15 protein-coding genes and 2 pseudogenes are annotated in these 23,575 nt (G+C 68.3%); 5 read left to right on the forward strand and 12 right to left on the reverse strand.

Features of this window, described 5'->3' with window-relative positions; genetic code table 11:
* Positions 1–316: 316 nt before the first annotated feature.
* Positions 317–1,627 carry an aspartate--tRNA(Asn) ligase gene (aspS, locus tag ACIBW6_RS27765; protein ID WP_399064214.1) on the forward strand — a complete coding sequence of 437 codons (1,311 nt, stop codon included), beginning with the start codon at positions 317–319 and terminating at the stop codon, positions 1,625–1,627.
* A gap of 32 nt (positions 1,628–1,659) precedes the next feature.
* On the opposite strand, the pseudogene ACIBW6_RS27770 reads toward aspS, so the two are convergent.
* Positions 1,660–1,830 (reverse strand): annotated as a pseudogene (locus ACIBW6_RS27770) (flavoprotein); the annotation flags it as partial.
* A gap of 90 nt (positions 1,831–1,920) precedes the next feature.
* On the opposite strand from ACIBW6_RS27770, the gene ACIBW6_RS27775 reads away from it, so the two are divergent.
* Positions 1,921–2,778 (forward strand): hypothetical protein, encoded by an 858-nt coding sequence (locus tag ACIBW6_RS27775; RefSeq protein ID WP_399064216.1) that lies wholly within the window; start codon positions 1,921–1,923, stop codon positions 2,776–2,778.
* Here ACIBW6_RS27775 and ACIBW6_RS27780 read toward each other — a convergent pair.
* The 5 genes and pseudogenes from ACIBW6_RS27780 to ACIBW6_RS27800 form a co-directional block, all read right to left on the reverse strand.
* Positions 2,766–3,623 carry an aldo/keto reductase gene (locus ACIBW6_RS27780; protein WP_399064218.1) on the reverse strand — a complete coding sequence of 286 codons (858 nt, stop codon included), beginning with the start codon at positions 3,621–3,623 and terminating at the stop codon, positions 2,766–2,768. The two genes, ACIBW6_RS27775 and ACIBW6_RS27780, sit on opposite strands and share 13 nt — an antisense overlap.
* A pseudogene (locus tag ACIBW6_RS27785) lies at positions 3,557–4,750 on the reverse strand (JmjC domain-containing protein). Before ACIBW6_RS27785 ends, ACIBW6_RS27780 begins: the two are co-directional and overlap by 67 nt.
* An 85-nt stretch (positions 4,751–4,835) precedes the next feature.
* Complete coding sequence (locus ACIBW6_RS27790; protein WP_167307964.1) at positions 4,836–5,003, reverse strand: hypothetical protein; 168 nt, start codon at positions 5,001–5,003, stop codon at positions 4,836–4,838.
* 147 nt (positions 5,004–5,150) lie between these two features.
* On the reverse strand, positions 5,151–5,423 hold the full coding sequence (locus ACIBW6_RS27795; protein WP_399064220.1) for a hypothetical protein: 273 nt from the start codon (positions 5,421–5,423) through the stop codon (positions 5,151–5,153).
* Between the two features lie 200 nt (positions 5,424–5,623).
* Complete coding sequence (locus tag ACIBW6_RS27800) at positions 5,624–5,959, reverse strand: ATP-binding protein (protein WP_399064222.1); 336 nt, start codon at positions 5,957–5,959, stop codon at positions 5,624–5,626.
* A gap of 251 nt (positions 5,960–6,210) precedes the next feature.
* Between ACIBW6_RS27800 and ACIBW6_RS27805 the strand changes: the two genes are divergently transcribed.
* From ACIBW6_RS27805 to ACIBW6_RS27815, 3 genes are all read left to right on the forward strand, one after another.
* Entirely contained in the window at positions 6,211–7,554 is a 1,344-nt protein-coding gene (locus ACIBW6_RS27805; protein ID WP_399064259.1) for a transcriptional regulator, read from the forward strand.
* Positions 7,555–7,626: 72 nt separating this feature from the next.
* On the forward strand, positions 7,627–8,799 hold the full coding sequence (locus tag ACIBW6_RS27810; protein ID WP_399064224.1) for a serine hydrolase domain-containing protein: 1,173 nt from the start codon (positions 7,627–7,629) through the stop codon (positions 8,797–8,799).
* 468 nt (positions 8,800–9,267) lie between these two features.
* Positions 9,268–11,853: a DUF262 domain-containing protein gene (locus tag ACIBW6_RS27815; protein ID WP_399064226.1), complete on the forward strand. Its 2,586-nt coding sequence runs from the start codon at positions 9,268–9,270 to the stop codon at positions 11,851–11,853.
* A gap of 105 nt (positions 11,854–11,958) precedes the next feature.
* Here the strand turns inward: ACIBW6_RS27815 and ACIBW6_RS27820 are convergent, their stop codons facing one another.
* The 6 genes from ACIBW6_RS27820 to ACIBW6_RS27845 form a co-directional block, all read right to left on the reverse strand.
* Positions 11,959–14,109: a UvrD-helicase domain-containing protein gene (locus ACIBW6_RS27820; protein ID WP_399064229.1), complete on the reverse strand. Its 2,151-nt coding sequence runs from the start codon at positions 14,107–14,109 to the stop codon at positions 11,959–11,961.
* 116 nt (positions 14,110–14,225) lie between these two features.
* Positions 14,226–15,575 carry a hypothetical protein gene (locus tag ACIBW6_RS27825; RefSeq protein WP_399064231.1) on the reverse strand — a complete coding sequence of 450 codons (1,350 nt, stop codon included), beginning with the start codon at positions 15,573–15,575 and terminating at the stop codon, positions 14,226–14,228.
* A gap of 119 nt (positions 15,576–15,694) precedes the next feature.
* Positions 15,695–16,465: a DISARM system phospholipase D-like protein DrmC gene (drmC, locus tag ACIBW6_RS27830; protein WP_399064233.1), complete on the reverse strand. Its 771-nt coding sequence runs from the start codon at positions 16,463–16,465 to the stop codon at positions 15,695–15,697.
* Between the two features lie 13 nt (positions 16,466–16,478).
* Complete coding sequence (drmB, locus tag ACIBW6_RS27835) at positions 16,479–18,413, reverse strand: DrmB family protein (protein ID WP_399064235.1); 1,935 nt, start codon at positions 18,411–18,413, stop codon at positions 16,479–16,481.
* Positions 18,410–22,252, reverse strand: a complete 3,843-nt coding sequence (drmA, locus tag ACIBW6_RS27840; protein WP_399064237.1) for a DISARM system helicase DrmA — start codon at positions 22,250–22,252, stop codon at positions 18,410–18,412. The genes drmB and drmA overlap by 4 nt, the downstream gene beginning before the upstream one ends.
* A gap of 188 nt (positions 22,253–22,440) precedes the next feature.
* Positions 22,441–23,304: a tyrosine-type recombinase/integrase gene (locus ACIBW6_RS27845; RefSeq protein WP_078844941.1), complete on the reverse strand. Its 864-nt coding sequence runs from the start codon at positions 23,302–23,304 to the stop codon at positions 22,441–22,443.
* Positions 23,305–23,575 lie beyond the last annotated feature (271 nt).

Raw genomic sequence — 23,575 nt, forward strand, 5'->3', positions numbered from 1 at the left:
TCTTTTTGATTGCTGCTGGCACTGCCCGCTCCGTATCCTGCTGGGCAACGCGTTGACGGAGACGAGTACCCACAGATCACGCGAGCAGAGAGAGCCGCCGGAAGCTGGGAAGGCGGTCTCGCGTCCTGTGGTGAAGACCCTCCTGAGCGCGGGGAGGAACGACCCCGTTTGGTGGTTCAATGCCCCGCCGGCTGGCCCCCGTCACTGGGCCTGAACGAGGCCGCCACCCGGTGGCGGCGAAAGTGCGGTGGTACCGCGAGTTGCCCTTCTCGCCCGCACTCCCAAGGGATCATGGCGACGTCCTTCGGAGGACGGAATGATCCACAGCCGCGTACCCGTCTCCGACCTGCGAGAACACGTTGGCCGTATAGTTTCCGTCTGCGGATGGGTGAACACGCTCCGCCTGCAGCGCCACATGCAGTTCGTCATCGTGCGCAACCACACCGGCATGGTGCAGGTAACCCACAAGCGCGACAACGGGTCGCTGGAGGCCCAACTCGAAGCTCTCACCCCCGAGTCCGCAGTCAAGATCACAGGGCGCGTCGTCGACGCAGCCCAGGTCAAGCTCGGTGGCCTCGAAATCGTCCCCGAGGCTGTCGAGGTTCTGAACCCAGCCGTGACACCGCTGCCCATCGACGAGCACACAGGGCTCGAGCAGAGGATGGACTGGCGCTTCCTGGACGTGCGCCGCCGTCCTGCCACTCAGCTGCTGTTCGCCGTGCAGACCACCCTGGAACAGGGCATGCGCGAGTACGCCTACGCGCAGGGCGCCACCGAGATGCACACCCCCAAGCTCATGGGCACCGCCTCGGAGTCCGGCGCTGAGGTCTTCGAGGTGGGCTACTTCGGCCGCAGCGCCTACCTGGCGCAGTCACCGCAGTTCTACAAGCAGATGGCGATCGCGGCTGGCATCGACAAGGTCTTCGAGATCGGACCGGTCTTCCGCGCCGAGCCGTCGTTCACCTCCCGGCACGCCACCGAGTTCACCGGCGTCGACGTGGAGCTGGCCTGGATCGACGGCGTCGAGGATGTGATGGCGTTCGAGGAGCAGATGCTCGCCCACGCGATCGCCAAGGTCGCCGGCGCGCACGGCGAGGCGATCGCCGAGCACTTCGGTGTCGAGGTCACCGTGCCCACGACACCCTTCCCCCGCGTCACCATGGCCGACGCACGGGAGATCCTGCTTAAGGGTGGCTGGGACCCGGCAGAGGAGAAGGAAGACCTGGACCCGGAAGGCGAGCGGAGCATCTCGGCCCACATCAAGGAGGCCACCGGGCACGAGTTCGTATTCATTACGCACTACCCGGTCGGCATCCGGCCCCTCTACAACATGCGGGCTGCCGATGACTCGAGCGTGACCTTGAGCTTCGACCTGCTGTGGAAGGGCCTGGAGGTCACCACCGGCGCGCAGCGCGAGCACCGGTACGACGTGCTGCTGAAGCAGGCCGCCGAGAAGGGCATGAACTCCGAGCCGATGCAGGACTACTTGAACGCGTTCCGGTACGGATGCCCGCCCCACGGCGGCCTCGGCATGGGTCTCGGGCGAGTGCTGATGGTGATGCTCGGTCTGGACTCCATCCGCCAAGCCAGCTTCCTCTTCCGCGGGCCGAACCGGCTCACCCCGTAGCCAGCCGCACGGACAATCTGAGCTTGAGCAGTTTCCAGCGCCTCCTCCCAACAGGGTCCATCCGCCCCGCCCCCGGCCTTCGGGCGGTGGGGCCCGGACGAACCGATCAGGACGCCCATCTCGCGCAGCCGTTCCAAGCCCGGGCCGTACGCAGGATGGGCAGCCTGGGCAGAGTTCAGGAACGGCAGGACGGCGGTGGGGACCCTGCAGTCGGATTATGAAGTGGCTGGTGGCTACCGCCCGTACTTCGGCAAACAGGCGCCTCTCACCGCGCCACTGCTACGGTCGCGTCCATGACGCTCTCGGTCTCCACGGGTCAGGCTGTCGACCTACGTGTACAGCCGGTTGACGAGGTTCTTGACCGCGTCGAGCGGTGTCTCCAAGTGGGGCTGCTCCCAGAGACGATGGTGCGTAAGCGCCGATCCGTGGGGGCCAGAACAGACCGCGACACCTGGGTTCGGATTGAGCGGCGCCTGTTCGACAAGATCTCCGACCAGGGGTGGAACGGGACTGAGAGTGCCGCTCGTCTGAAGGGCATCGCCCAGCCCGAATGGCACGGATGTGTGGTCTGGCGGGCCCCGGACGGGCCGGTAATGTGGCGAGCCGACGAGACCGATCTCCTGCCAGAGGCTCCTGTCGGAAACGCCATCCTGAGTGAAGCCCCGGAGCTGCCGGACGACTGGTGGGGCGCACTGAACGCGTCGTTGGACGCGCTGGCGAAACAGAGCACGAGGCGGGTCGCCACGCCGGACACCGAGACCGTCACCCAGGCCCTCGTCACCGAGTCTGTTCGTGGTGTTTTCCCCGGCGATTTCGATACGGCCATCGAGCAGTGGGTGCCAGCGCACGCGGACCTGAACTGGGCCAACGTCACGGCTCCGGCGTTCAGTCTCTTCGACTGGGAGGACTGGGGTAACGCGCCGCGGGGTCTGGATGCGGCCTCGCTGTGGGCGAGTTCCCTTGCTGTCCCGGCTCTGGCCGATCGCGTATGGCACGAGCGCCGGTCCGATTTCGAGAGCCGGGACGGCAAGGTGATGACGCTGTTTGCCTGCTCGAAGATCCTCGGGCCGTACGCGCACCCGGAAGACCCTCGGCTCGAACCCGCTCGGCGCATGGCCGAACAGGTCATCAGGGAGCTTCAGACCGGCTGATTGCGTGAGCGGTCTCGCAGGAGACTCCGGTACTCCTGGACCGTTCGTTCCTCGACCTCGCCGACCAGGGCGCCGACGAGCTCGCCCAGATGGGCAGGCTCATCAGTGCCCACAGCCACAGCGCCGACCCTCGGCAGGTGATAGGCGGCTATGAACGCCGCCTGCATGCAAGAGAGTTGACGTCTGTCACCGAGGAAGACGCGGGGGTCGATCCTGGCCCACACCGAGTCGCTGGTGCTGCCGCCGAAGGGGCTCATGCCCCATACCTCGCTGGGGTCCAGGTCCCACGCCTTGATGAGGGCGTCCGCGGCGTCCAGCGTTCCGACTCCGACGAGTAGGCCAGCGCGGACCATGAGGGTCGCTGGCCTCGGTACGGCCGGGCCGATCAGTTCCACCAGGGATGAGGGATCCCAGGAGGCGATGCCCCAGGCGGCGCACAGGCCCTTGCTCGTGGCGTCATCGAGGGCAGCGCACGCTTCTGCCAGCGCCTCCTGGCCATCAGGGCCTGCCTCGCGGAGCGAGTGTTCCGGGTTGTGCAGGAACACTAGATCCGGCTCCTGCCCCAGGTCCCTAGCCGCCTGTTCCACGGCCGCGTGCAACCGTACGGGGTCCAAGGAATGCTCCGCCCCGCCCGGTCCTGGAAAGTAGCCCACCTTCGTGGAGACGGTGAACTTGGGCAACAGGTCTCCGGCCGTCTGCACCAGGATCTGATGCGAACGGAAGCCGAGGTAGTTGGTGCTGGTGTCGAGTGCCGTAACTCCAAGGTCGAGCGCCCCGGTCAGGAGCCGGCGTTCGTGACGAGACCGGTGTAGCCCGAGAACAACTCGGGGGTCAGCACCGCGCACAGCTCCTCCTCCACCAGGATCGCAGCGACCTCCGCCACCTCGGCTCCGACGACGGCCGCGGCCTGCTCCAGCGCGACCGGCTTACCGCTGAGCAGCAGACGCAGGGCAGGCAGTGCCTTGGCCGCGAGGGTGAGCTTCTTCCCCGAGGCCACGACGTCGACGGTCTCTCCGTGCTCCTGCATCTGGGGCGGGAAATGGGTGGTGCACACCACGGCGTCAAGCGACCCGAGTACATCGAGGAACGGCACGTGCCGAGGCAGGGTCGTCGCCTGCTACGCGTCGAAGAAGTCCGCCGGCGGACGCTCGCTGACCAGCTGGGCAGCGGCCTCGGTCAGCGCGGTGGTGCTGGTTCCGTGCCAGCGGTCGAGGTCGTGGCGGAAGATCTCGTGTTCGCGGCACCAGTCGGCCAGCCACGCGAGCCAGCTCGCCCCGGTGCGCTTGGTGATGCCGAACGTGACGTGAAGGCTCTTGCCGGAGCCGCTGCCGGTCCGTGTCGCCTGGTGCCAGTGGCCCCGGGGGATGTGCATGACGTCGCCGGTCCGCATCAGGCCGGACCAGATGATCTCGTCGCTCGGAGTGCTGTTGGGGTCGGCGTCCCGGTACATCGGGACCGCGCGGGAGGTCGCGCGGACCTCCCACTCCTTCTCACCCGCCAGCTGGACGATGACGACATCGTGGTCGTCCCAGTGCAGAGGGAAGCCGGCGGCGTCGTTCGTCGTCAGGTACGCGTTGACCTGGACTCGCTCGCGGGACCACCACTGCAGGGCCCGGCAGGCGGCCTCCATCGTCGGATCGAAGACGTTGGCCTGGTCCATGATCACCGTCGCGCCTTCGCCCAGGAGCCTGCCCAGGCTGCGCATATTGACCATGGAGATGCTCTGGCCACGGGGGCTGACGCTGTCGGTGTAGTAGATGGCCGGGTGGACCTCCTCGCCCTTCTGAAAGCACCGGAACTGCGGGCGGTTCAGACTCCTGCGCATCGCGATGTCGAGCAGGCGGTTCGGGGTCATGATGCGGGAGACGAGTGCGGGGTCGTCCATGCTCCCGCGTACGAAGTCCTTGCCCAGCTCCTCGGCTCCACTCCAGCCGAGCGCTGCCTCGATGGCGCTGATCAACCGGTGTTCCATCGTGCGTCCTCCATGGGTTCGACCACTGATGCGGACACGGTGAGGGCCGGCGCGGCCGACCACGCCGGCCCTCACCGCTTGGTGCCTACTCGCTGTCGTGCAGGTTGCCGTCGCCACCCGGCCACGGCGCGTCGCCGGAACTACCCTGGTTGTCCGACCGGAGGCTGTCGTACCGGTCGTGGACGGCGGTCAGCTCTTGCACCGCCACCAGGAGGCCGCTCCGGGCCGGAGGCGGTGTCGTGGGCTCTGCCACCTCGTACTCCTTCCTCTTCGGTTCTCCCGTCAGGGCTCCGACGGGAGCTCTATGGCCGCCCCACGGCGGTGGGAGACGTGGGTTGCGGTGGGGCGGCAGTCATTGGCAGCTCGATGAGCGGCAGTCCGAGACTGGGGACAGGGCAGGTCAGCGGTGGTTCGGCAGGCCGCCGACGTCCTCGCGCATTTTGATCTCCAGAACGCGCTGGTCCAGCTCATACAGACAGGCACGACAGGCGTAGAGGGCCGCATGCATGACGCTCGACCGGACGGGCCCGATCCACGTCACCTCGACGTCGTCACGTCCGCACCACAGCCAGCACTCGCCGCGCGCCTGCCACTCGTGGCGATCCCATAGCGCGTAGTCAGTGGGCTCTCTGGTGACGGGGTCGATGTCCCGGCGGGTGGGCCGGAAGACCACGTCGGGATCAGGAAGCGGATTCGCTCGTAAGGTATGCCGCCCCATCACGCGACCGCCAGAGTGAGCGACTCGGGCTCAGCCACCACGCCGCGCTTCGGCCGCAGCGCGAACAGCCTGCGCAGAACGGCAGCTCGGATGGCGGGCGCCGCCTTGGGAAGCGCGATCTCCGCCCATACGCGTTTGCCCTGGCCGACAGGTTCTCAGGCACACCGCGAAGCGAGAAGCTCGACCAGCGCCAGGCCGCGCCCGCTCTCGTCGTCGGCCTGGGCACAACTCACCTGCGGAGCAGCAGGGTTGTCGTCGAGTACGTCGATCACCAGGCGGCCGGGCCGGTGGTACAGCGTGACAGTGACGGGCCCTTCCCCATGGACCACGGCGTTGCTGACGAGCTCGGAGGCGACGAGACGGGTGGCGTCAGCCGAGTCGTCGTTCAACGGCACACCCCACGCACGCGCCTTGTCGACGACCGTACGCCGGGCGAGGGAGACTTCCCTCTCCTCACCCGCGAGGACGAACCGATGGGCAAGCGTGGGCATGGCTGACGCCTCCGAGGAGTTGGAGAGCGGCTCCGTCCCCGACGGGGAAACAGGGGCGGAGCCGCCGATCTGAGAACCGTTCCGGAAGCTGCACTCTGCGTGGGCTCCGTGGGCGGCTGATATTCAGTCAACGGCCCCAGCCAGCAAGGCGGAACGTTTCTAGGGGGTTCCTCATGGGGACGCCCTCCCCGTACCCGGCCACGCGAAGTAGCCTCCCCACTACGCCTTGAGGGGATGACGGGAGTGATGACATACCTGGTGAGCCGTTGGCGGTCCACCCGCTGAGCTTCCTCCGCCAGACGCGCGGATGGGGCAAGGCCGAGTTCGCCCGGCTCATGCAGGCGCACGGGCGGTCGCTCGGAATCCCGCTCGCGACCAACCGGACCACCGTATGGAAGTGGGAGCAGGGGCAGGAACCGGATGCGGACGCTCAGCGCGTTCTCGCCGACTTGCTGCGCATCCCGTACGAGCAGGCACGGAAGGAAGGTTGGCCCCGGTGGCTGCCGGTCTGGGAAGTCACGGGACTCACCGCCCCGTGGACCGAGGCCGGTACCGTTGAGGCGTTGTCCGAACTCGTGGGGAGTGGCCGCATGGATCGCCGGGGCTTTCTCACCATCACCGGAGTCGCCCTGACGGGTCTCGCGGCGAGTTGGGTGGACGCGCCGTCCGCCTTCGCCTTGGCCCTGGGCGGGGATCAGGTCACGGACACGATGGTCTCGACGATCGAGCAACGCATCAGCACGCTACGCACCCTTGACGACCAACTCGGTGGCGCCACACTCCTGGAGCAGGCGCGTGGCGATCTCGCCCTCGTCACCGGCCTCCTGAGAACCGGCAGGTACACGGAGAACATCCGAATCCGCCTCTACGCCTTGGCAGCTCGGGTTTCGCACCTGACCGGCTGGATGGCCTACGACGCGGGGCTGAGGTCCGCTGGCCAGCGCTACTACGTCGGCGCTCTGCGCAGCGCCCGTACCGCTGGAGACGACGCGTTCGGTGCCTTCATCCTCGCGGAGATGGGCGTTCACGTCTCCGAGGCCGGACGGACCGCCGAGCGCGTCGACCTCATCTCCACTGCCATCGACAACGCCCCTCGAACGCTGTCGCCGTACACCCAGTCCTTCCTCTACCTGCACAAGGCCGAGGCGCTTTCCCGCGACGGCGACCACCGGAACGCCGGAACAGCGCTCAACCGCGCCGTGTCCCACTGGGAGCACCACACGACGGAGGAAAATCCGGACTGGCTCAACTGGTTCGGTGAGGCGCAGTTGAAGTCGACCGAGGGCAAGGTCCTGCTGCGGTCCGGGCAGGTGGAGCGCGCGACGGGTTCCCTGGAGACATCCGTGAAGAGCGCGGCCCCTCGGGACAAGGCCGTACGCTCCAGCCGCCTGGCCGAGGCCCGGCTCGCCGGCGGCGACCTGGACGGGGCGCTCGACGCCGCGAACTACGGCACCGAACTCCTGGAGAGCAGTGTCAGTTCCGTACGGGCATTGGACCGCCTGAAGGAGTTCTCCGCGCACCTCGAACCGCGCAGGTCCGTCCCCGCTGTTCGTGAGTTCCGCGAGCGGCTTCAGGCCGTGCCCGTCGCGGCGTGACCGTCGCCTCTCGGATTGCGAGACGGAGCCCGCCTCGTCAGAGCAGGCTGCTGCAATGCCAGGATGGACGGCATGACGACGATCCACGGTGAGGTCGCGGCTGGGTTCGAACCGGTGCGGGAGGCGTTCGCGGCGAACTTCTCCGAGCACGGGGACATCGGCGCGGCGGTGTGCGTGTACCAGTACGGCCGACCGGTGGTGGACCTGTGGGGCGGCGTCGCCGACCCCGAGACCGGTCGGCCGTGGACGCGGGACACGCTGCAGCTCGTCTACTCAGCGACCAAGGGGGCCACCGCGACCGCGGCACACATGCTGGCCGAGCGCGGCGCGCTGGACCTGGACGCACCGGTGGCGAAGTACTGGCCGGAGTTCGCCGCGAACGGCAAGGCGGACATACCGGTGCGCTGCCTGCTGTCCCACCAGGCCGGCCTGATCACACTGGACCAACCGGTGCCGCTGAACGAGGCGTTGGCCTGGCACCCGATGGCGGCCGCACTGGCCGCGCAGCGTCCCCAGTGGACTCCGGGCACGGCGCACGGCTACCACGGCCGGACCTGGGGCTGGCTCGTCGGCGAAGTGATCCGCCGAGTGTCCGGCCAGACACCCGGCCGCTTCTTCGCCGACGAGATCGCCGCCCCCCTCGGACTGGACTTCTTCATCGGACTGCCGGCTCATGAACGCGACCGGGTGAGCCGCATGGTGTACCAGCGCCCGGCTGTGGATCTCACTACCGTGCCCGCCGAGTCGGTTCCTGAGGAACTCCGCGAGCAGGTTGCCGCGTGGCGGGATCCGAAGTCATTCAGCAACAGGGCGTACGCGGTCACCGACCCCGCCGCGATCGACTTCGACTCACCCGAGGTGCAGGCCGCAGAACTCCCCGCTTCTAACGGCATCGGCACCGCACACGGCCTGGCGCGCATGTACGCCGCGCTGATCGGCGAGGTGGACGGTACGCGGCTGGTTGCTTCGGAGACCCTGGAGGCAGCGACCAAGGAGCAGGCCAGCGGGAAGGACCAGGTGATGCTGATCCCGAGCCGATTCAGCACCGGATACATATTGCCTACCGAGACCAACCCGATGATTGGGGCCGGCTCTTTCGGCCACACGGGGCGAGGGGGCTCGCTCGGCTTCGCCGACTTGGAGCACGGCGTTGCCTTCGGTTATGCGATGAACAACGTCATCGGGGGAGCTGACGATATACGTGCGCACGCGCTGGTAGACGCGGTGCGAAGGTCGCTCACCTAGGTGCACGTTGTCTGGAAGCAGGCGCTATCCCCGCACGCATCCGAGCCAACCCGCTCGGCCACCAGGCCCAGGACGTGCGCCTGTTCCTCGTCCTCCAGACCATGCCGGACTGTGAACGCGTTGGCCCAGTCGGCGAGCGTTCCCCGTCGGTCCACGAGTGTGTTGTCGAGGTCGAGGAGAACCAGAGGGCGTCGCACATCTCGCACCATAGTGCTGCAGCGTGTTAGTTCTTCGAGGTCAAGTCCCCTGCAGCGGCGTAATCGCGTCTTCTACGGCTGACTCGGCCGATCATGTGGCTTCTGCGGAGTCCCTCTTCGAGCCCGAAAATGTGTGGCGGCGCGCCCGTGCAGCCGGGAGGCCCGGCTCCCGAAAGACACGTCACCGCTACTGATCCAGTCGAGGACGAGGACACACGCACCCCGTGGGTGGAAAATGGGTCGTCCGGGACTCAGCGGGGGGAAGACACGCGTGCACGCGCAGGAGACCACATTCAACGAACTCGTCCAGGGCGAGAAGCAGTACCAAGTGCCGCTCTATCAGCGCACCTACAGCTGGCAGCGGGATGAGCTGCGGCAACTCTGGGACGATGTACAGGAGTTGGTTGAGGAGCACTTGGAAGGACGGCCCCCCGCGGCGCACTTCCTCGGCTCCGTTGTGCTGGCCCCGGGCCGGATCACCGCTGGCGGCATGCAGCGTTGGCTCGTTGTCGACGGCCAGCAGCGGCTCACCACCCTCATGCTGGCCTTCACGGCGTTGCGCGACCGCCACCGGGAACGCGGCGCGGAGCAGAAGGCCGAGCGCATCCACGACCTCGTGCTCGTCAACAAATACCGAAGCGGCGACGACCACTACCGGCTTCTGCCCACGCAGGCGGACCGCGACGCCTTCACCGCCTGTGTCGAGAGCTCACCCAGAGCGGGCGGCCCAGGCAACGTGGGCGCCGCCTACCGGTCCTTCCTGGGCGCCCTCGCAGAAGGCGAGGAAAACGCCGGTGAGACGTGGACGGACGCGGTGGAGACCGTGCTGAGCGGTCTGCTGTCGATCGTGGAGATCACCGCGTCGGAGGGCGACAACGTCTACCGGATCTTCGAGTCGATCAATAACACGGGGGTCGGACTCAGCCAGAGCGACCTCCTGCGCAACTACCTCTTCATGTGTCTGCCGACCCGAGGCGAGTCTGTCTACCAGAATCTGTGGCTGCCCATGCAGGAACGGCTGGGCCCCGCCAACCTCGAACTCCTCGTCTGGCTCGACCTGGTGGTGGCCGGGAACAGCCGGGCGAAGCAGAGCGAGATCTACCGGGACCAGAAGAAGCGCCTGGAGCCCCTGAGTTCCGACGAAGCGGCCCTGGAGGCCGAGATCGCCTCACTCGCCCGCCGGGCGGAGCGTCTGATGCGGATCCTGGAACCCGAACGGGAGCCCGACCCGGAGCTGCGCGAAGTACTGGAGAGGCTCTCCCGGTGGGGCGGTCAGACCCACTACCCGCTCGCACTCCATCTGCTCGACCGCGTGGACGACGGGCAAGCCACACCGCACCAGGCCGCCCGGGCACTGGTATACGCCGAGAGCTACATGGTGCGGCGCCTGTTCACCGGGCACTCCACCACGGGCAGCAACCGGGTGTTCATGGAGATGGCCAAGGAGATGGAGAAGGACGACGACCCGGCCGAGGCCGTAAGCCGCTTCCTGTCGAAGAGCAAGACGGGTGCCCGCGTCTGGCCCGACGACGACGCCGTCCGCGAGGCGATCCGCACCCGGCCCTTCTACAAGGCGGGCCGCAGCAACCAGCGGTTCCAGGTGCTGCGCAGGCTGGAGGAGAGCTACGGAGCCAGCGAACCGGTCGACTACGCCAAGGCGCACCTGACCGTAGAGCACGTGCTGCCGCAGAGACCCGCACACCAGTGGCTGGACCTGCTGGCCGAGGAGACCGAGGACGGACAGGGCCCCGAGGAACTCCACGCCCTACTGGTCCACACCCTGGGCAACCTGACCCTCTCGGCCGACAACGCGAAGCTCTCGAACCATCCGTTCCGCCGCAAGCAGGAGATCTTGGACTTCAGCTCCCTGCGGATGAACCAGGAGATCGCGGGGCGGGAGCGCTGGGGCAAGGCGGAGATCCTTGATCGTGCCGCTGCCCTCGCCGACCGGGTGGTGCGGCTGTGGCCCGGCCCCGTCGCGGGCACGGTCCCGGTGGACGACGAGTGGTCCGGCTGGAAGGAGCTGCGGGCCGCGCTTCTCGCCATGCCGGCCGGGACGTGGACGACGTACGGCGATGTCGCGGCGCTCATCGGCACCCACGCCGTCGCGGTCGGCCAGCATCTGGCGTCCAAGGTGGGCCTGCACGGCGCCTACCGGGTGCTGACGGCGGACGGCCGCGTCGCGGCGGGCTTCAGGTGGCCGGACGGCCAGGACCTCGGTGATGTACGAACCCGTCTGGAGGCCGAGGGAGTTTTCTTCGACGACGCGGGCCGAGCCCGCCGATCCCACCGCCTGACCACCTCCGACCTGGCGGCCCTGCTGGGCAAGGACGTCACCGATGAGGCCGAGCCGTCACCGCGGGCCGACGGCGACGAGCAACTGTCGGCTGCTGGCCGGTTCGAAACGCAGCTGCGCGACAACCAGACCGAGGAGACCGTCGACGGCGTCCTGGACGCCCTGCGCTTCTGGGAGCAGCAGGGCGGTCATCTCGCTTACGGCCGAGCGAGCGAGACCAGTTGCTTCCCCACAGTGCGTTTCGGCAACGCCCCCGCTTCCCGAGAGCTGTGGCCCCTGGCTCTCTACCCGGTCTCCGGCACCGTCGAGGTCGTGTTCCAGTATCTGAAGAAGCGTCCCCCGTTCGATGACGAGCCGCTGCGGCGCGAGTTGATGAACCGCCTGAACGGGATCGATGGCATCGACCTGGCCGAGGCGAAACTGGACCTTCGCCCGTCCTTCGCGGTGGAGGTCTTCGCCGCGCACAGCGAGGAGATCTGCGCGGTGCTGGAGTGGTTCGCGCATACAGCGGCCCTGGCAGAGGCCCGCCGTATGGTGGACGAGAACCCGGGCACTCCCTGACACCCTCCGTGCCCCCTCAAGTGGGGCGTGGGGCGACGACACCCTCCTGGCCCCACGCACGTCATGCATGGGGCCGGCAGCCATGGCGTGCGGGATCTACGAACACTACGGGCGCGGGTTGACGACTGGCGCCAGGAATGGGCTCGGCACCCCGTGCCAGGACACCCGCAGTGCCTCGCGCGCCCGCGTGCACGCCACGAATAGCAGGTTCAGCTCGCCGTTCAGGTCCTCCTGGTGCTGCTGGGCGTCCACCTCGACCGCGGTGACGGCCGACTTCATCGGCACGGTGCCGTCATTCACCCCGGCGACGGCGACGCAGCGGAACTCCAGCCCCTTCATCCGGTGCATGGTGCCGATCCGGACACCGGCGCCACCGCGCCCGGCACCGAGCACGCAGGCGGCGAGTCCGGCCTGCTCCAAGGCCAGGGCGATGTCCCGCCCCAGCTGGACGTAGCGCACTGCCACCCCGATGTCCTCTGCCTGCACCCCTGCGCCGGTCCAATCCCGCACACGAGCCACCAGCGCCTGGATTTCCTCAGGCTTCGTGGCATACCCGGCCGTCTCCGGTCGCTCTCCGTGCATGGTGGAGCGATACCCCGCCAGCGTCTCGTTCCCGCCGTCCATGTCGTCCGGCTCCTCACCGGTCAGCAGCGAGGCCGACCAGGCCAGGATCTCCTGTGTGGTGCGGTAGTTGATCCGGAGTCGGTGCGAGCGGCCGACGACCTGGATGCCGAGCGAGCGCAGCGACACCCGGTTCCCGTAGATCCGCTGGTAGGTGTCCCCGGCGAGAAACAGATCGTCCTGACCGGGAGCGACAAGGGCCCGCAGGAACCGCCACTGCGCGGGGTGCAGGTCTTGCGCCTCGTCGATCACGACGTGGTGGTACAGCCGCTGTTCCCGGCCGTCCAGGACACGTGCCGCCTCCGCACACACCTGAAGGAACGTCCACTCGCCAGCCTGGCGCAACTGTTCCTCGAAAGCGGAGACGGCCCGCCACACCTGAAGGCGTTTCAGTGGTGGGAGCGCGGTGCCGCGGCCGGTGCGCGGCGCCTTCAGGTACTCCTCCGGTTCGGTCAGGGCCTGCGCGAGGACGATCTGACGCCACTCCTGGTCGAGGAAGACGTCCGTGAAGTCGATCCCCAGCCGCTGCGCGATGCGCGTCCAGCGGGCGGCGATCTCCTTCTGGTCGAAGACCAATTTCAGTGGGGCGCCGCCGCGCTCCGCCCGTACGATCTCGTTGGCCAGGGCGTCGACGTTGACCACCCGGATCTTTGCTCGGACGTTCTCTTCCTCGACCAGCAGCGTGAGACAGCGCTCCAGTTCGGCCGCGAGATCCCTGGTGAAGGTGGTGAGCAGAACGCACCCGTCGGGGGCCTCCTCGGGTAGTTGCCGCGCCAGGTGGTACGCCCGGTGCAGGGCGACCACCGTCTTGCCCGTGCCGGGCCCGCCGGTGACCCGGGCCGGCCCGGCGTAGCCCTCGTGGTACGCCACCCGGTACTGGCTCGGGTGCAGAAAGACCCGCCAGGCGTCGAACGGCCGCTCCAGGATTCCCTGCAGTTCGACGGGGCCCGACACGAGCGCGACCCGGCCGCGGGAACGGGCCATCGCGGTGCCCAGCTCGTCACCGTCGTCAGCCGCGGGGGTCCGCGCGGCGGTCCGGGCGTACGCCTGCACCAGTTCCCGGTCGATCGCCTCGGGCTTCATGCCGGTCGCGAGCCCCAGCAGTACGTCGTACTGATGCTCCGGCAGCACCTTGTGCAGTGCCTCCAGATGATCCTCGTCTGGGATCAGCCGGATGATCGGCAGGATCTCCTCGTCCACACCGAGGCTGCGCAGCACCTTGTCCGGGTAGTCGGAGGCGGGGAACAGGCGGGTCGGTTCCGCGGCGGCCAGCGCACGCAGCCCTGCCGTGGCCCGTTCCAGGGCCACGTCGTTGCGTATCTCGATGCCTTGCGTCGCCTCGTTCACCGACGCGCGGTGCTTGGCGGCCCAGTCGTTGGCCTTGTCATGGGGAAGCACCTTGAGCAGCAGGTAACTATCGCCCGACTCGCCCTTGAGGACGACGCCGCGCCAGAAGCCGGTGATGCGGATGGTCCGCAGCCGCGGATCTTTCTGGTGAGTCAGCTTCTCCAGGTGCAGCCCAGTGTGCGTGGCTGCCGCGAACTTCTCGAACACCTCGAAGACCCGCTTCTGGACTGGTTTCTCCAACGCCGCGAACTCCAGCAGGAAGTCCCGGTGCATCCCCAGCGTCGCCATCCGCGCCCCCTCCAGAAGACTACGATCACCTTACTGACCGGCTCCGATTCGCGAGACCGGTCCGTACGTGCCAGGGCAGCCGGATCGCCTCGATCGCCGTCCGCCTGCGGCGCGGGTCAGTTGACTCGGCGGTTGCCGGGCGGAACCTCGCTCCGGTGCATCCCCACGACGACGGAGCCCGGCCCGTTGGCGGACAGGCTCTCGCGTATTAGGTCGATGACGTAGTCCCAGCCGGTGCCGCGCGTGCCGATCCATCCGTCCCTGAGCAGCGTGGTGAAGGTGGTGTTGTTCAGGTACCGGGGAACCGACTCCTCGACGATGCGTGTCCCGCCGGACGGCCCGTCGGCCTCGGGGCGTTGAAGCAGTTCCTGGAAGTGCTCCCGCGTCAGATACATGCCGGGGATGAGGGCGGCGGAGTTCATCATGAAGGGAGTGGTTCGGCACAGTTTGACCATGCTGGGCGTGGGGATCAGGCGTGGATCCCCCAGGGTCGTCCGCTGCTGGCTGGTCCGAGCCCACTCGTCCTCGGCCTTGCACTGGTAGTCGACGGTCTCCATCCGCTTCAACTCCCGCTCGCCGGTGGCGTCGTGCCAGTACACCCAGCCGGGCCCGCTCTGACGCATCCGCTTGTACTGGACCATGGCCACGCTTCGGGCGTGCTCGTTCACGTAGATCATGTCGACGCCCATGACGGTCTCGGCGTTCGTGCGGTTGGCGTTGTACACGAACAGCCGATGGTGGGATTCGGAGCTGCGGCGGTAGATCCGCCAGCCGACCTGCACGGCGTCTTCGCCCTCCATGCCAGGGAAGCGAAGGTAGTCGTGGACGATCTGCTGGTCCTCGATCTGCCGGAGGTCGGGCATCCCTTCGATAAAGGGGACGGACCGGGAGCGAGGATCGTCCCCGCTGAGCGGCTGCTGCCACGCTTCGAGTGGATCGCGGTCTGCGCCGAACGTCTCCATGACGGTGCCCATCGCGTCCTTCTCAAAGCTCCGCTGTTCTCCCTCCCGACCTGTCGGAGGATTGGCCCCCAGGCTGTTCTCCAGGCCATCCAGCGTCTCGTTCAGTTCCGGCCGCAGATGCCGGATGGCCGCGAGCAGGTTGTCGCCGGCCGCGGGAGACAAACGACCGTCGTCCTTGAGGAATCGGCGGCTGGCCCCCATGGCGCCCTCAAGGTTGACGAGCGGCAGCGGAACCCGGAGTGCGGTGAAGTCGCGGGCAAGCAGGGCGCGTTCGTAGGTACCCGACCGCCTGCCCGGAAAGACGCCGCCCACCCCGATGATCCTGCGCCGCTCATAGCGGGCGTGACGGTCCGTGAAGAAGGCGAGGCACCAGACGCGCGGCTTCCTCCAGTCTTTGTACGGATACGCGAAGGTCCGCTCACCGCGGGTCAGCCATGCCGGAGGCTTTTCGGGGAGCCGCTCCGTCATCAGCGCGGTGCTGTGCACCAGAGCGACGGCGACCATTTGCGACCTCCTGCATCATGTGAAACCGGAGGCTCAATTGTTGGCCAGGTTCCGGCCGTCAGGGCTAAGTGGCCATCAACCGGCCATGCAAATGGCGATGATTCGACGGCGCCGGGCCTTCATCGGGCGCCTGGCCACCGTGCGAGAACCCCTCGGCGCTGCAACTCCCTTATGTGTTCCGCCATCCGACCCGGCATGGGGCCGCCGTTCAGCAGGACGCCGGCCTCGATGTTGCGCTCGGCGCCGGCCGCCGTGAGGTTGGCGCTGGAGAGGAAGAGAATCCGGTCGTCGGCCACCGCTAGTTTTGCGTGCAACCGGCTTCCGGGAGTGGGGCGTTGCCCCGTCGGCCAGTGCCAGAGTCGCAGGCCCGGTACGCGGGAGAAGGCATCGGCTGGCTCACGCCCGGAGAGCAGCCCGCCCGCGCCTTCCAGCGTCTCCACGACGATGTCCACTGTGACGCCCCGGGCCACGGCCTCGGACAGCGCTGCGGTCAGCGGTGCGTACGAGCGGGCCGAGTAGGTCACGGCGACGAGCCGGTGCTCTGCGGCGCCGACCACCTCCGTCAGCACCTGGGCGGTGGCGCGGCTGGGTGTCCCAGGCGTGGAAGGGCCACTCCACACCGCACGGGCCTCGGTGTCCTCGCGCTGCCGGGTCCAGGCCGCCGCGTAACCCCGCAGATACGCCGCCGTCTCCGCCGAGGGAACGCCGTCCTCCGTCATTGACGCCAGCAACGCCGATACGGCTTCCAGCGCGTCCGGCGTCTGGAGCCTGCCGAGGATGTACGCCGGGGAGCGGCCCTGGGAGAGGAGCGTGGCCAGCGCCTTAGTCCGTGTGGGCCCGAGCGAGGCGGCGGCCGTCGCTGCCGCCGCCTCGAAGCGTCTGCGGCTCACCGGGTCGATCCGCTCACCCGAAGTCCGGGATGAGGGCCAGCGTTTTCGGGTCGCCTGCCAGGTGGGTGATGAACCGCCGGTCCAGGAACCGGTTGCCGCGCTCGCACGTCGTCTCGGACACGAACAGGCAGGAGTGGCAGGCGGCACCGTGCAGGAAGTCCTCCGGCGCCTTGGGAAGACGCTCGCCGCACAGCGGGTCCGAGGAGCACCGCCCCGCCTTGTACAGCGCCGTCCGCACGATCCTGGCCAGCCGGTTCTCACCGGTGCTCGGGTCCTGATCGGCGAGGGAGACCAGCCCGCCGAGCGTGCCCTCCGAGTCCGGGACGGCCGTGTAGATGAGGATGCCGGTCCGCCGTTCCTCGGCGTCGCCGCTGTAGATCCGCTCGGCCAGACTCGCCGAGTTGTAGCCGCACTCCATCGCGATGGTGCGGATGAGCAGATGGGAGAGCGTGTGAAGGGCGATGTAGCGACTGCCCGGCCAGCCTTGCATCAGGTCGGAGCCGTCCTGGATCCGCTCCGACCTGCGGTGCTCACGGAACCGGCCGAAAGCCGCGGCATGTGCGGCGAGGGCGTCGCTCGACGCGACCCGCTGCTCCCACTGCTCGATCAGGTGATCGTCCACCCTCAGAAACAGCCCCTCGCCACGCACCTCGCTGGCCGGCACCCAGTCGCGCTCGCGCCGCCCCAGGTCGACGCGGGTGACCAGGCCGGGGTCCTCGGGATCGGGGGCGTCCAGCCGGGTGAAGCCGATGAGGGCCCGCACCTCGCGTAGCCGCTCCACCTGCCGCACCTGGGAGAAGACGGTGGACAGCGGCCCACTGAGCGAGGCGTCCACGAGTGCGAAGTCCTCGGTCGGGTCGGCGGTCTTCGCCGCGGACAGCACCTGCCACTCGGGGGTCAGCAGGTCCGGAGGGCCCGGCGGCTGCTCGGTGGCGCCCGCATCACCCGACAGGGCCGCGCGGTAGGCGGAGATGGCCTGCCAGACCTGTGCGGGCTCGTAGTCGCGAAGGTAGCGGTGGTGCTTCGACTTCTTGGCGAACATGGCGATCTCCGCCTCGTCCTCGAAGTCCTCCAGGTCCGGCCAGCGTTCCTCGACGAGCTTGCGCAGTGAGTCGGTCCCGGTGTCGGGCAGTGCCAGTGCGCTGAGCGTCACGGGGAACCACTGGTTGGACGCGCCCACGACCAGCAGATACGGCGTCTCGTCGCAGGTGTCGTAGACGCCGTCCCACTGCGGGTGCCGACCACGGCAGCGGGGCAGGTTCTCGCGGCCCTTGTCGCCCATCGCGTCCCGGATGTTGCGTTTGGCCTTCTTGCACACGAGGCATTCGAGGGAGACGTTGGCCGCGAGGTTGCCGCCGTTGTCGCGCATCCGCAGCGTCGGGTACGTCGTGTCGGGGCAGGCGCGACCCTCGTGCACGAACTCCGTGTACGGGAACTCGTCGAGGTGGCCCTTGGTACAGGCGAGCGCGAAGCGGGCGGCCACGGCGAGGGGCTTGCGGCCCTTCTTCTTCCGGTAGCAGTTCTCATGGTAGAACCGCGCCTCGTCGGGGCGGCGGGCGTTGTTGTTCTCGAATCCCCACTTGCCCGAGCCTAGGGAGGCCAGCTCATTGCACGCCGTGCAGCGCAGCCACTGCGGGAAGGGGGTTACGGGCACACCGATCCGGGCCGCGTTCCCCTTCGGGTCGGTGTCGGTGCCGGGGATCCACGGCGCGGCACGCAGTTCGCCCACCTGGTTGGGGCCGTAGCGCCGCAGGGCCCGGTTGACGGCCCCGCGGAGCCGGGGTTCCTCGATCACCGGATCGGGCACACCGGCGTAGCTCCAGTGGTCGAGGCCCTTGACCATGACGGAGAAGTTGGGCAGGTCGACGAGGGCGCCGACGCCTCCGGTGAACATGAGGTGGCTCGGCCGTACCGCCCCCACCCGCCTGAAGTATCCGCCGCCGCTCATGACCGCCGCCCCCTGGCCGTGCCGTTGTCGTCGCCGTTCCCGTCTGGGTCCGGCATCTCGCCGTGCTCGTCGCCGCTCGCCGTGTCCGGGCCGTCTCCGCCCTCGGCGGGCGGTCCGAACTCCCAGGGGTTCCCGGCCGGGGCCGACAGCACGGTGTCGGCGGACAACAGCATGTTGATCTCGTTCTCCGTCTCGCGCATCGACTGCGGGACGGTGAGCACGTCCCATCCGCTGCCGTCCGCGTTGCGCAGCAGACCCAGCACCGTCTGCTTCTGCCGGGTCTGGCCCCGGTAGCCGAGCCGGCCTTGCTCACCTTTCTTGGCTGTCCAGGCGTCGCGCAGGGCGTCGATGCGCTCGGCGAGGTAGCCGCGCGCCCGATCCCCGTCCACGGCCTCCGCGCGCGCCAGCAGCCGCCGCTCGACGTCCCGCACCCGCGGGTCGTCGAGGTCCACCCCCTCCGCGTCCACGTTGTCGGAGAACTCGTCGCACGCCTGCCGCACGGCGGAGACATACGTGGCGGTGGTGCCCCGGTCGAGCGCCCGCCGCGTGAACGGGGTCACCGACAGCGCTTCGACCTGCCGATAGAACGTCGCGTGGTAGTGCTCGAAGTCCTCGAAGTGGGCGAGATCCCGGGGCCGTGCCCAGTTGTAGAGCGTGATCACGATGCCCGGCCGCTTGGCCTGACGTCCGACACGGGAGGACGCCTGAATGTATTCGGCGGTGTTCTTCGGCTGCCCGGTGACGACCATCAGGCCGAAGCGGGAGACGTCCACGCCCACCTGGAGCATCGACGTGGCCAGTACGTGGTCGACCGGCCTGCGGTGCAGCGGGGCGGGCAGGACCCGGGGCTGACGGGCCCTCCCGGCGTCCCGGAGCTCGTCGACGATCGCCTTCTTGCGCTCCGATGTGTCGTGCTCCGGGTTGAACCCGATCTCCAGCCGCTTGAGGGTGGCGCTGATCTCTGCCGACGAGATACGGGAGGTCAGCTCCTGGAGGTTGAGCATGTCGGTGTCGCGCAGCAGCCGGTTGGCGATGCCCCGGCGGCGTCCGTTGGCCCGCAGTCGGCTCGGCACGTCGTCGTCCAGGACGCGCCGCATACCGGCGAGTTCCTTGGTTGCGTTGAAGTATCCGACCACAGTCATGTACGGATCGGCGGGAGCACCGTAGAGGTCGAACATGTGCTGCCCGGCGAGCAACAGGATCTCCGCGACACGGATCTCGGCGGCCTTCATGCGCACCCCGTGCGCGCAGACGCCGTAGTAGCGCCGCCCAGGGTTGTCCCGGGTGACGTCGACCTGCTGGGAGAAGAAGGTGTCGCTGACGTCGACCACCTGCGGCGGGAAGATCGCCAGGTCTCGGGCGAACACGCCAAGCACCTGCGCACGGGCGTTGCGGGTGGTGGCCGTCGACGCGACGATCTTTGGCCCGGTGTCCCGGAGCTGCCCGTGGGAGTCCTTCGCCCGCCAGGTGCACAACTGGTCGACGGCCGACTCGAACAGCCCCACCGTGGTGCCCAGCGCCCCGGAGATCAGGTGCAGCTCGTCCTGGATGATGAGGTCCGGCGGTCGCAGCCGCCGCGGCATCGGTCGACTGGTCACGGCCTTGTGCCGGTCCTTGGCGTTGTGCCGGGACCCGCAACCGATCTCCTCGTCGAGGTCGTCGTGGCGGTAGCCGTGCCGATCGCAGTAGGCACTCACGCGCCCGAACAACATTCCCGCATAGCCGCGCCACGGCAGCTGGGCGAGCTTGTCCACGGTCGCGATCAGCAGGCTCGGCACCAGCCGGTAGATCTCCTCGTCGACTGTGAGGATCGGCAGCCCCTCACCCCGCGCCTGCATCCGGGAGAACGGACAGGGCTCCGCGTCCTCCCCACGCGGGCAGTACACGATGACGCGCCGCCGTACGTCATCCGGTGCCACGTCACGCCACGCGCGCAGTTCCTCGCCGCACCATGGGCAGGACAGCACCTGGAGGACGTTCGCGTGCCGCCCCGAGGCGGACTCGTTGGCCTCGGCGATCTGCTGCGCCGCGTCCCCGTACCAGTTCGGCGAGACCCCGGCACCGACCCACAGCCCGATACGGAACGGCCTGCGGCCCCAGACCTCCTCGTCCTCCCTGCGGAGCACCTCCGTCGCGCACACGAGGGCGGAGGCCCGCTGGAACTGCTGCGCCGTCAGCAGCCGCAGGGTGTACCGCATCAGTACAGCGACGCCGTCCCGCCCCTCGCAGGCTTCCTCGCCGTCCCCGACGACCTTCTGCAGCCGCCGGATGGCGAACGTGTAGGCCGTGAGACCGAGATACGCCTCCGTCTTACCGCCGCCGGTCGGGAAGAACAGGAGGTCAACCGTGGCGGTGCTGTCTGCCCTGCGCTCCTTGTGCGCGGGATCGGTGAGGGAGCACAGGTTGAGCAGCACGAACGCCAGCTGGAAGGGGTACCAGCTCGCGGCCACGGGACCGCGCGCATCGATCTCGGCGTAGGCCGCCGCGTACGTGGGCGGCTTCTCACCGCCCTCGGCCCGCAGCGCGGCCGTCGCCGTGGCCCGCCGCTGCATGGCCATGGCCCGGTTGGCGAACCGGAACGCCCGCAGTGCGTCCCGGTCGGTGTGCAGCAGCTCGATGCCGAGGGCGATCCGGCCGCACGCGTCGCGGGCCTCGTCGACCGCCCGCAGCGCGGTGGTCCGCAGTTCGCCCGACAGCGACTCCGCCTTGGCGGCCTGCTGTTGCAACCAGCCGTCGTAGCCGTCGGCCAGCGGCTGCAGGGCCTTCAACAGCTCGTCGCGCCGCTCCCAGACGGCCAGTTCGGCGAGCTTGTCCATGCTCACCTCAAGACCGGCGAGCAGCGGCTGACGAGCTGTGTTCGGCGCGACCGTGGCCGGCACGTCCTTCACCGGCAGCCAGGTCGTCTCCAACCTGACCGCGCGCCGCCCCTTCGGCAGGACACTCGCGTGCACGGCGACGTTCCGCCCGTGAGCGTGCTTCAACTCCTGCCGGTACAGCAGCCGCAGATGCTGCTCTTCGGGGTTCTCCAGGATGTGGCCGGGCTCATCGGACAGCGGATCATCGATCGGCAGGAAGACGCTGGACTGCCCGTCGAATGCCGTGACTTCCAGCTTCGTCTGGAACAGCCACTGCCCGTCCCGCAGTTCACGAGACTCCTCCAGAGAGTTGATCAGCGACACGTCGACGAAACGTAGGTTGTCCGCGCCGTCGACCGTGCCTGGGCGCTCCCGCACGTGCACGTCGAGCCGGATGCAGGGAAGGTCCGGGTCGGTGTCGTCGACACCCTCCAGAACCTTGCGGACGGTGCCCGGTGAGTCGACGGGAATGTCCACCTCGTACCGGACGGGCTCCCGCGACCACGCTCGCACCGGTTTGCCGTCGTCAGTCTTACTGTCGCTCTGCCGGTACCGGCCCCAAGAGGCGACGAGACTGAGCATGCCCACATCGGCCGGCACCAGGAAGCTCAGCCCCATGGACGACGCCCACAGCCGTCCGGCGGCCTGCGGGGTGAGCCGCTCTGCGAGCTCCGGGTCCCGCCCGTCCCCCTCAGCGCTGACCTCGGTCTCCGCCTGACCCGCCGCGACCTTCACGGGAGCGTCGGTCGGCGCGGGCCGGGGTCCGAGAAGCCCACCGAGGTAGCGGTCACGGGGCCCCGCGCTGTGCGGCGCCAGCGCCTCGGTCTCGTCGCCCCACGGCCCCAGCAGATCCCGGGAGATCAGCTTGCCGAGTTCCTCCCGGACGTCGTATGACGTCCCGGACTGGAAGGTCTGCGGGACCTCGTCCACGGGGTGGGGAACGCCCGGCTCCGGAACGGGGGCGTTCTGTGGTGACGACGGCATGCGCGTATCCCTCCCTGGGTGCGGACTGGCACCCGCGAACAACGATAGGGGGGCTCACTGACATTGGTGGGGTCGCGGTGAGCCGCACAGGGCCGTCCTGGTTCGGCAACGACTCAAAGCCGCATCGAGGGCTCAACTGGCATCGTGGCCCCGCCGAGCTACCGCAAGCCCCGCGGTAGGACACCACTTCAGGCTCGGGCATCCTGGCGGCACGACAGGCATTGGTGCGAGCTTGTTCTCCGCCCCTTTGGCCGTGATGCGCCCGGGTCAGCTCCTGGAAGATCAAGCACAACCACGTGAACACGGTCGTCCGCGACGGCCGCGTACCCAGCTGTGGTCGCTGGAGACGCGTGGCGCATCAGACGTTGCGTCATGAGCAGGTCTCTGCCGGAAGAGCGGTAGACCATCGTTCCGTATCGGTGTCTCAGCTGGTGGTAGCGCATACGGATGCCGATCTTTGCAGCGATCCCGGCGACAGTTCGTGACACGGATTCGGCACGCGTTCCTTCCCAGAATCTGCCGCTTCCCGTCAGGTCGAGTGCCTTCATGACTACCGGTGGCACAGGGATGGTGTCCGTGCGTCCACCCTTGCCTGTAACGCGGAGTATCGCTGTGCCGTCATCGAGAGTGGATAGGTCTTCCCTGGCAAGTTTGGCCGTTTCGTGCGCGCGGAGGCCGCAGAAGGCCCCTAGCAGGACCCAGGTCTTGTGCGCTCCACGGGTGACTGCGGTGAGCCGCTTGAGTTCATCTTCTGGGAGCGGATGAGGTGTTGACCGGGGTGCTGCGGGCTTGCGTATGCCCTCTATGAGGTCCACTCCCAGCCACTTTCCAAACGCCTGGAGGTGGTTCAGGTAGGTTCTGCGTGACCATGGGCGTAAGGGGCGTGCGGCGAAGTACGCGATGACATGATCGACCTTGAGCTGACCTGCGGTTACGCCGGCAGAGCGGGCAATGGCCTTGATGCAACGTACTCGGGCGCCGATGGTGTTGGTCGAGTAGCCGTCCGCTCGCTGAGCTTCAGTGAACTTGTCCAGTGTCATGGGGAACGTCATGTGCCTGGCCGTGGAGCCCTTACCATGGCGCGATGAGTTTGGCGGGATCCCTCCCTAAATCGTCCTGACCTGCGCTCTTGGCAACTGGCAATCGTCTGGTAGCGAACAGGGGCCAGTCGTTCCAGGGGTCCAACGTGCTGGGGAAGGGGTTCATCCTCACCCCCGAACAGGCAGAGGACCTGATCCAGCGCGACCCTCGCAACAAGGACGTCCTCTTCCCCTACCTCAACGGCGAGGACCTCAACTCCCGCCCAGACTGCTCAGCCAGCCG

The organism is Streptomyces sp. NPDC049813, assembly GCF_044465085.1.
Taxonomy (GTDB): domain Bacteria; phylum Actinomycetota; class Actinomycetes; order Streptomycetales; family Streptomycetaceae; genus Streptomyces.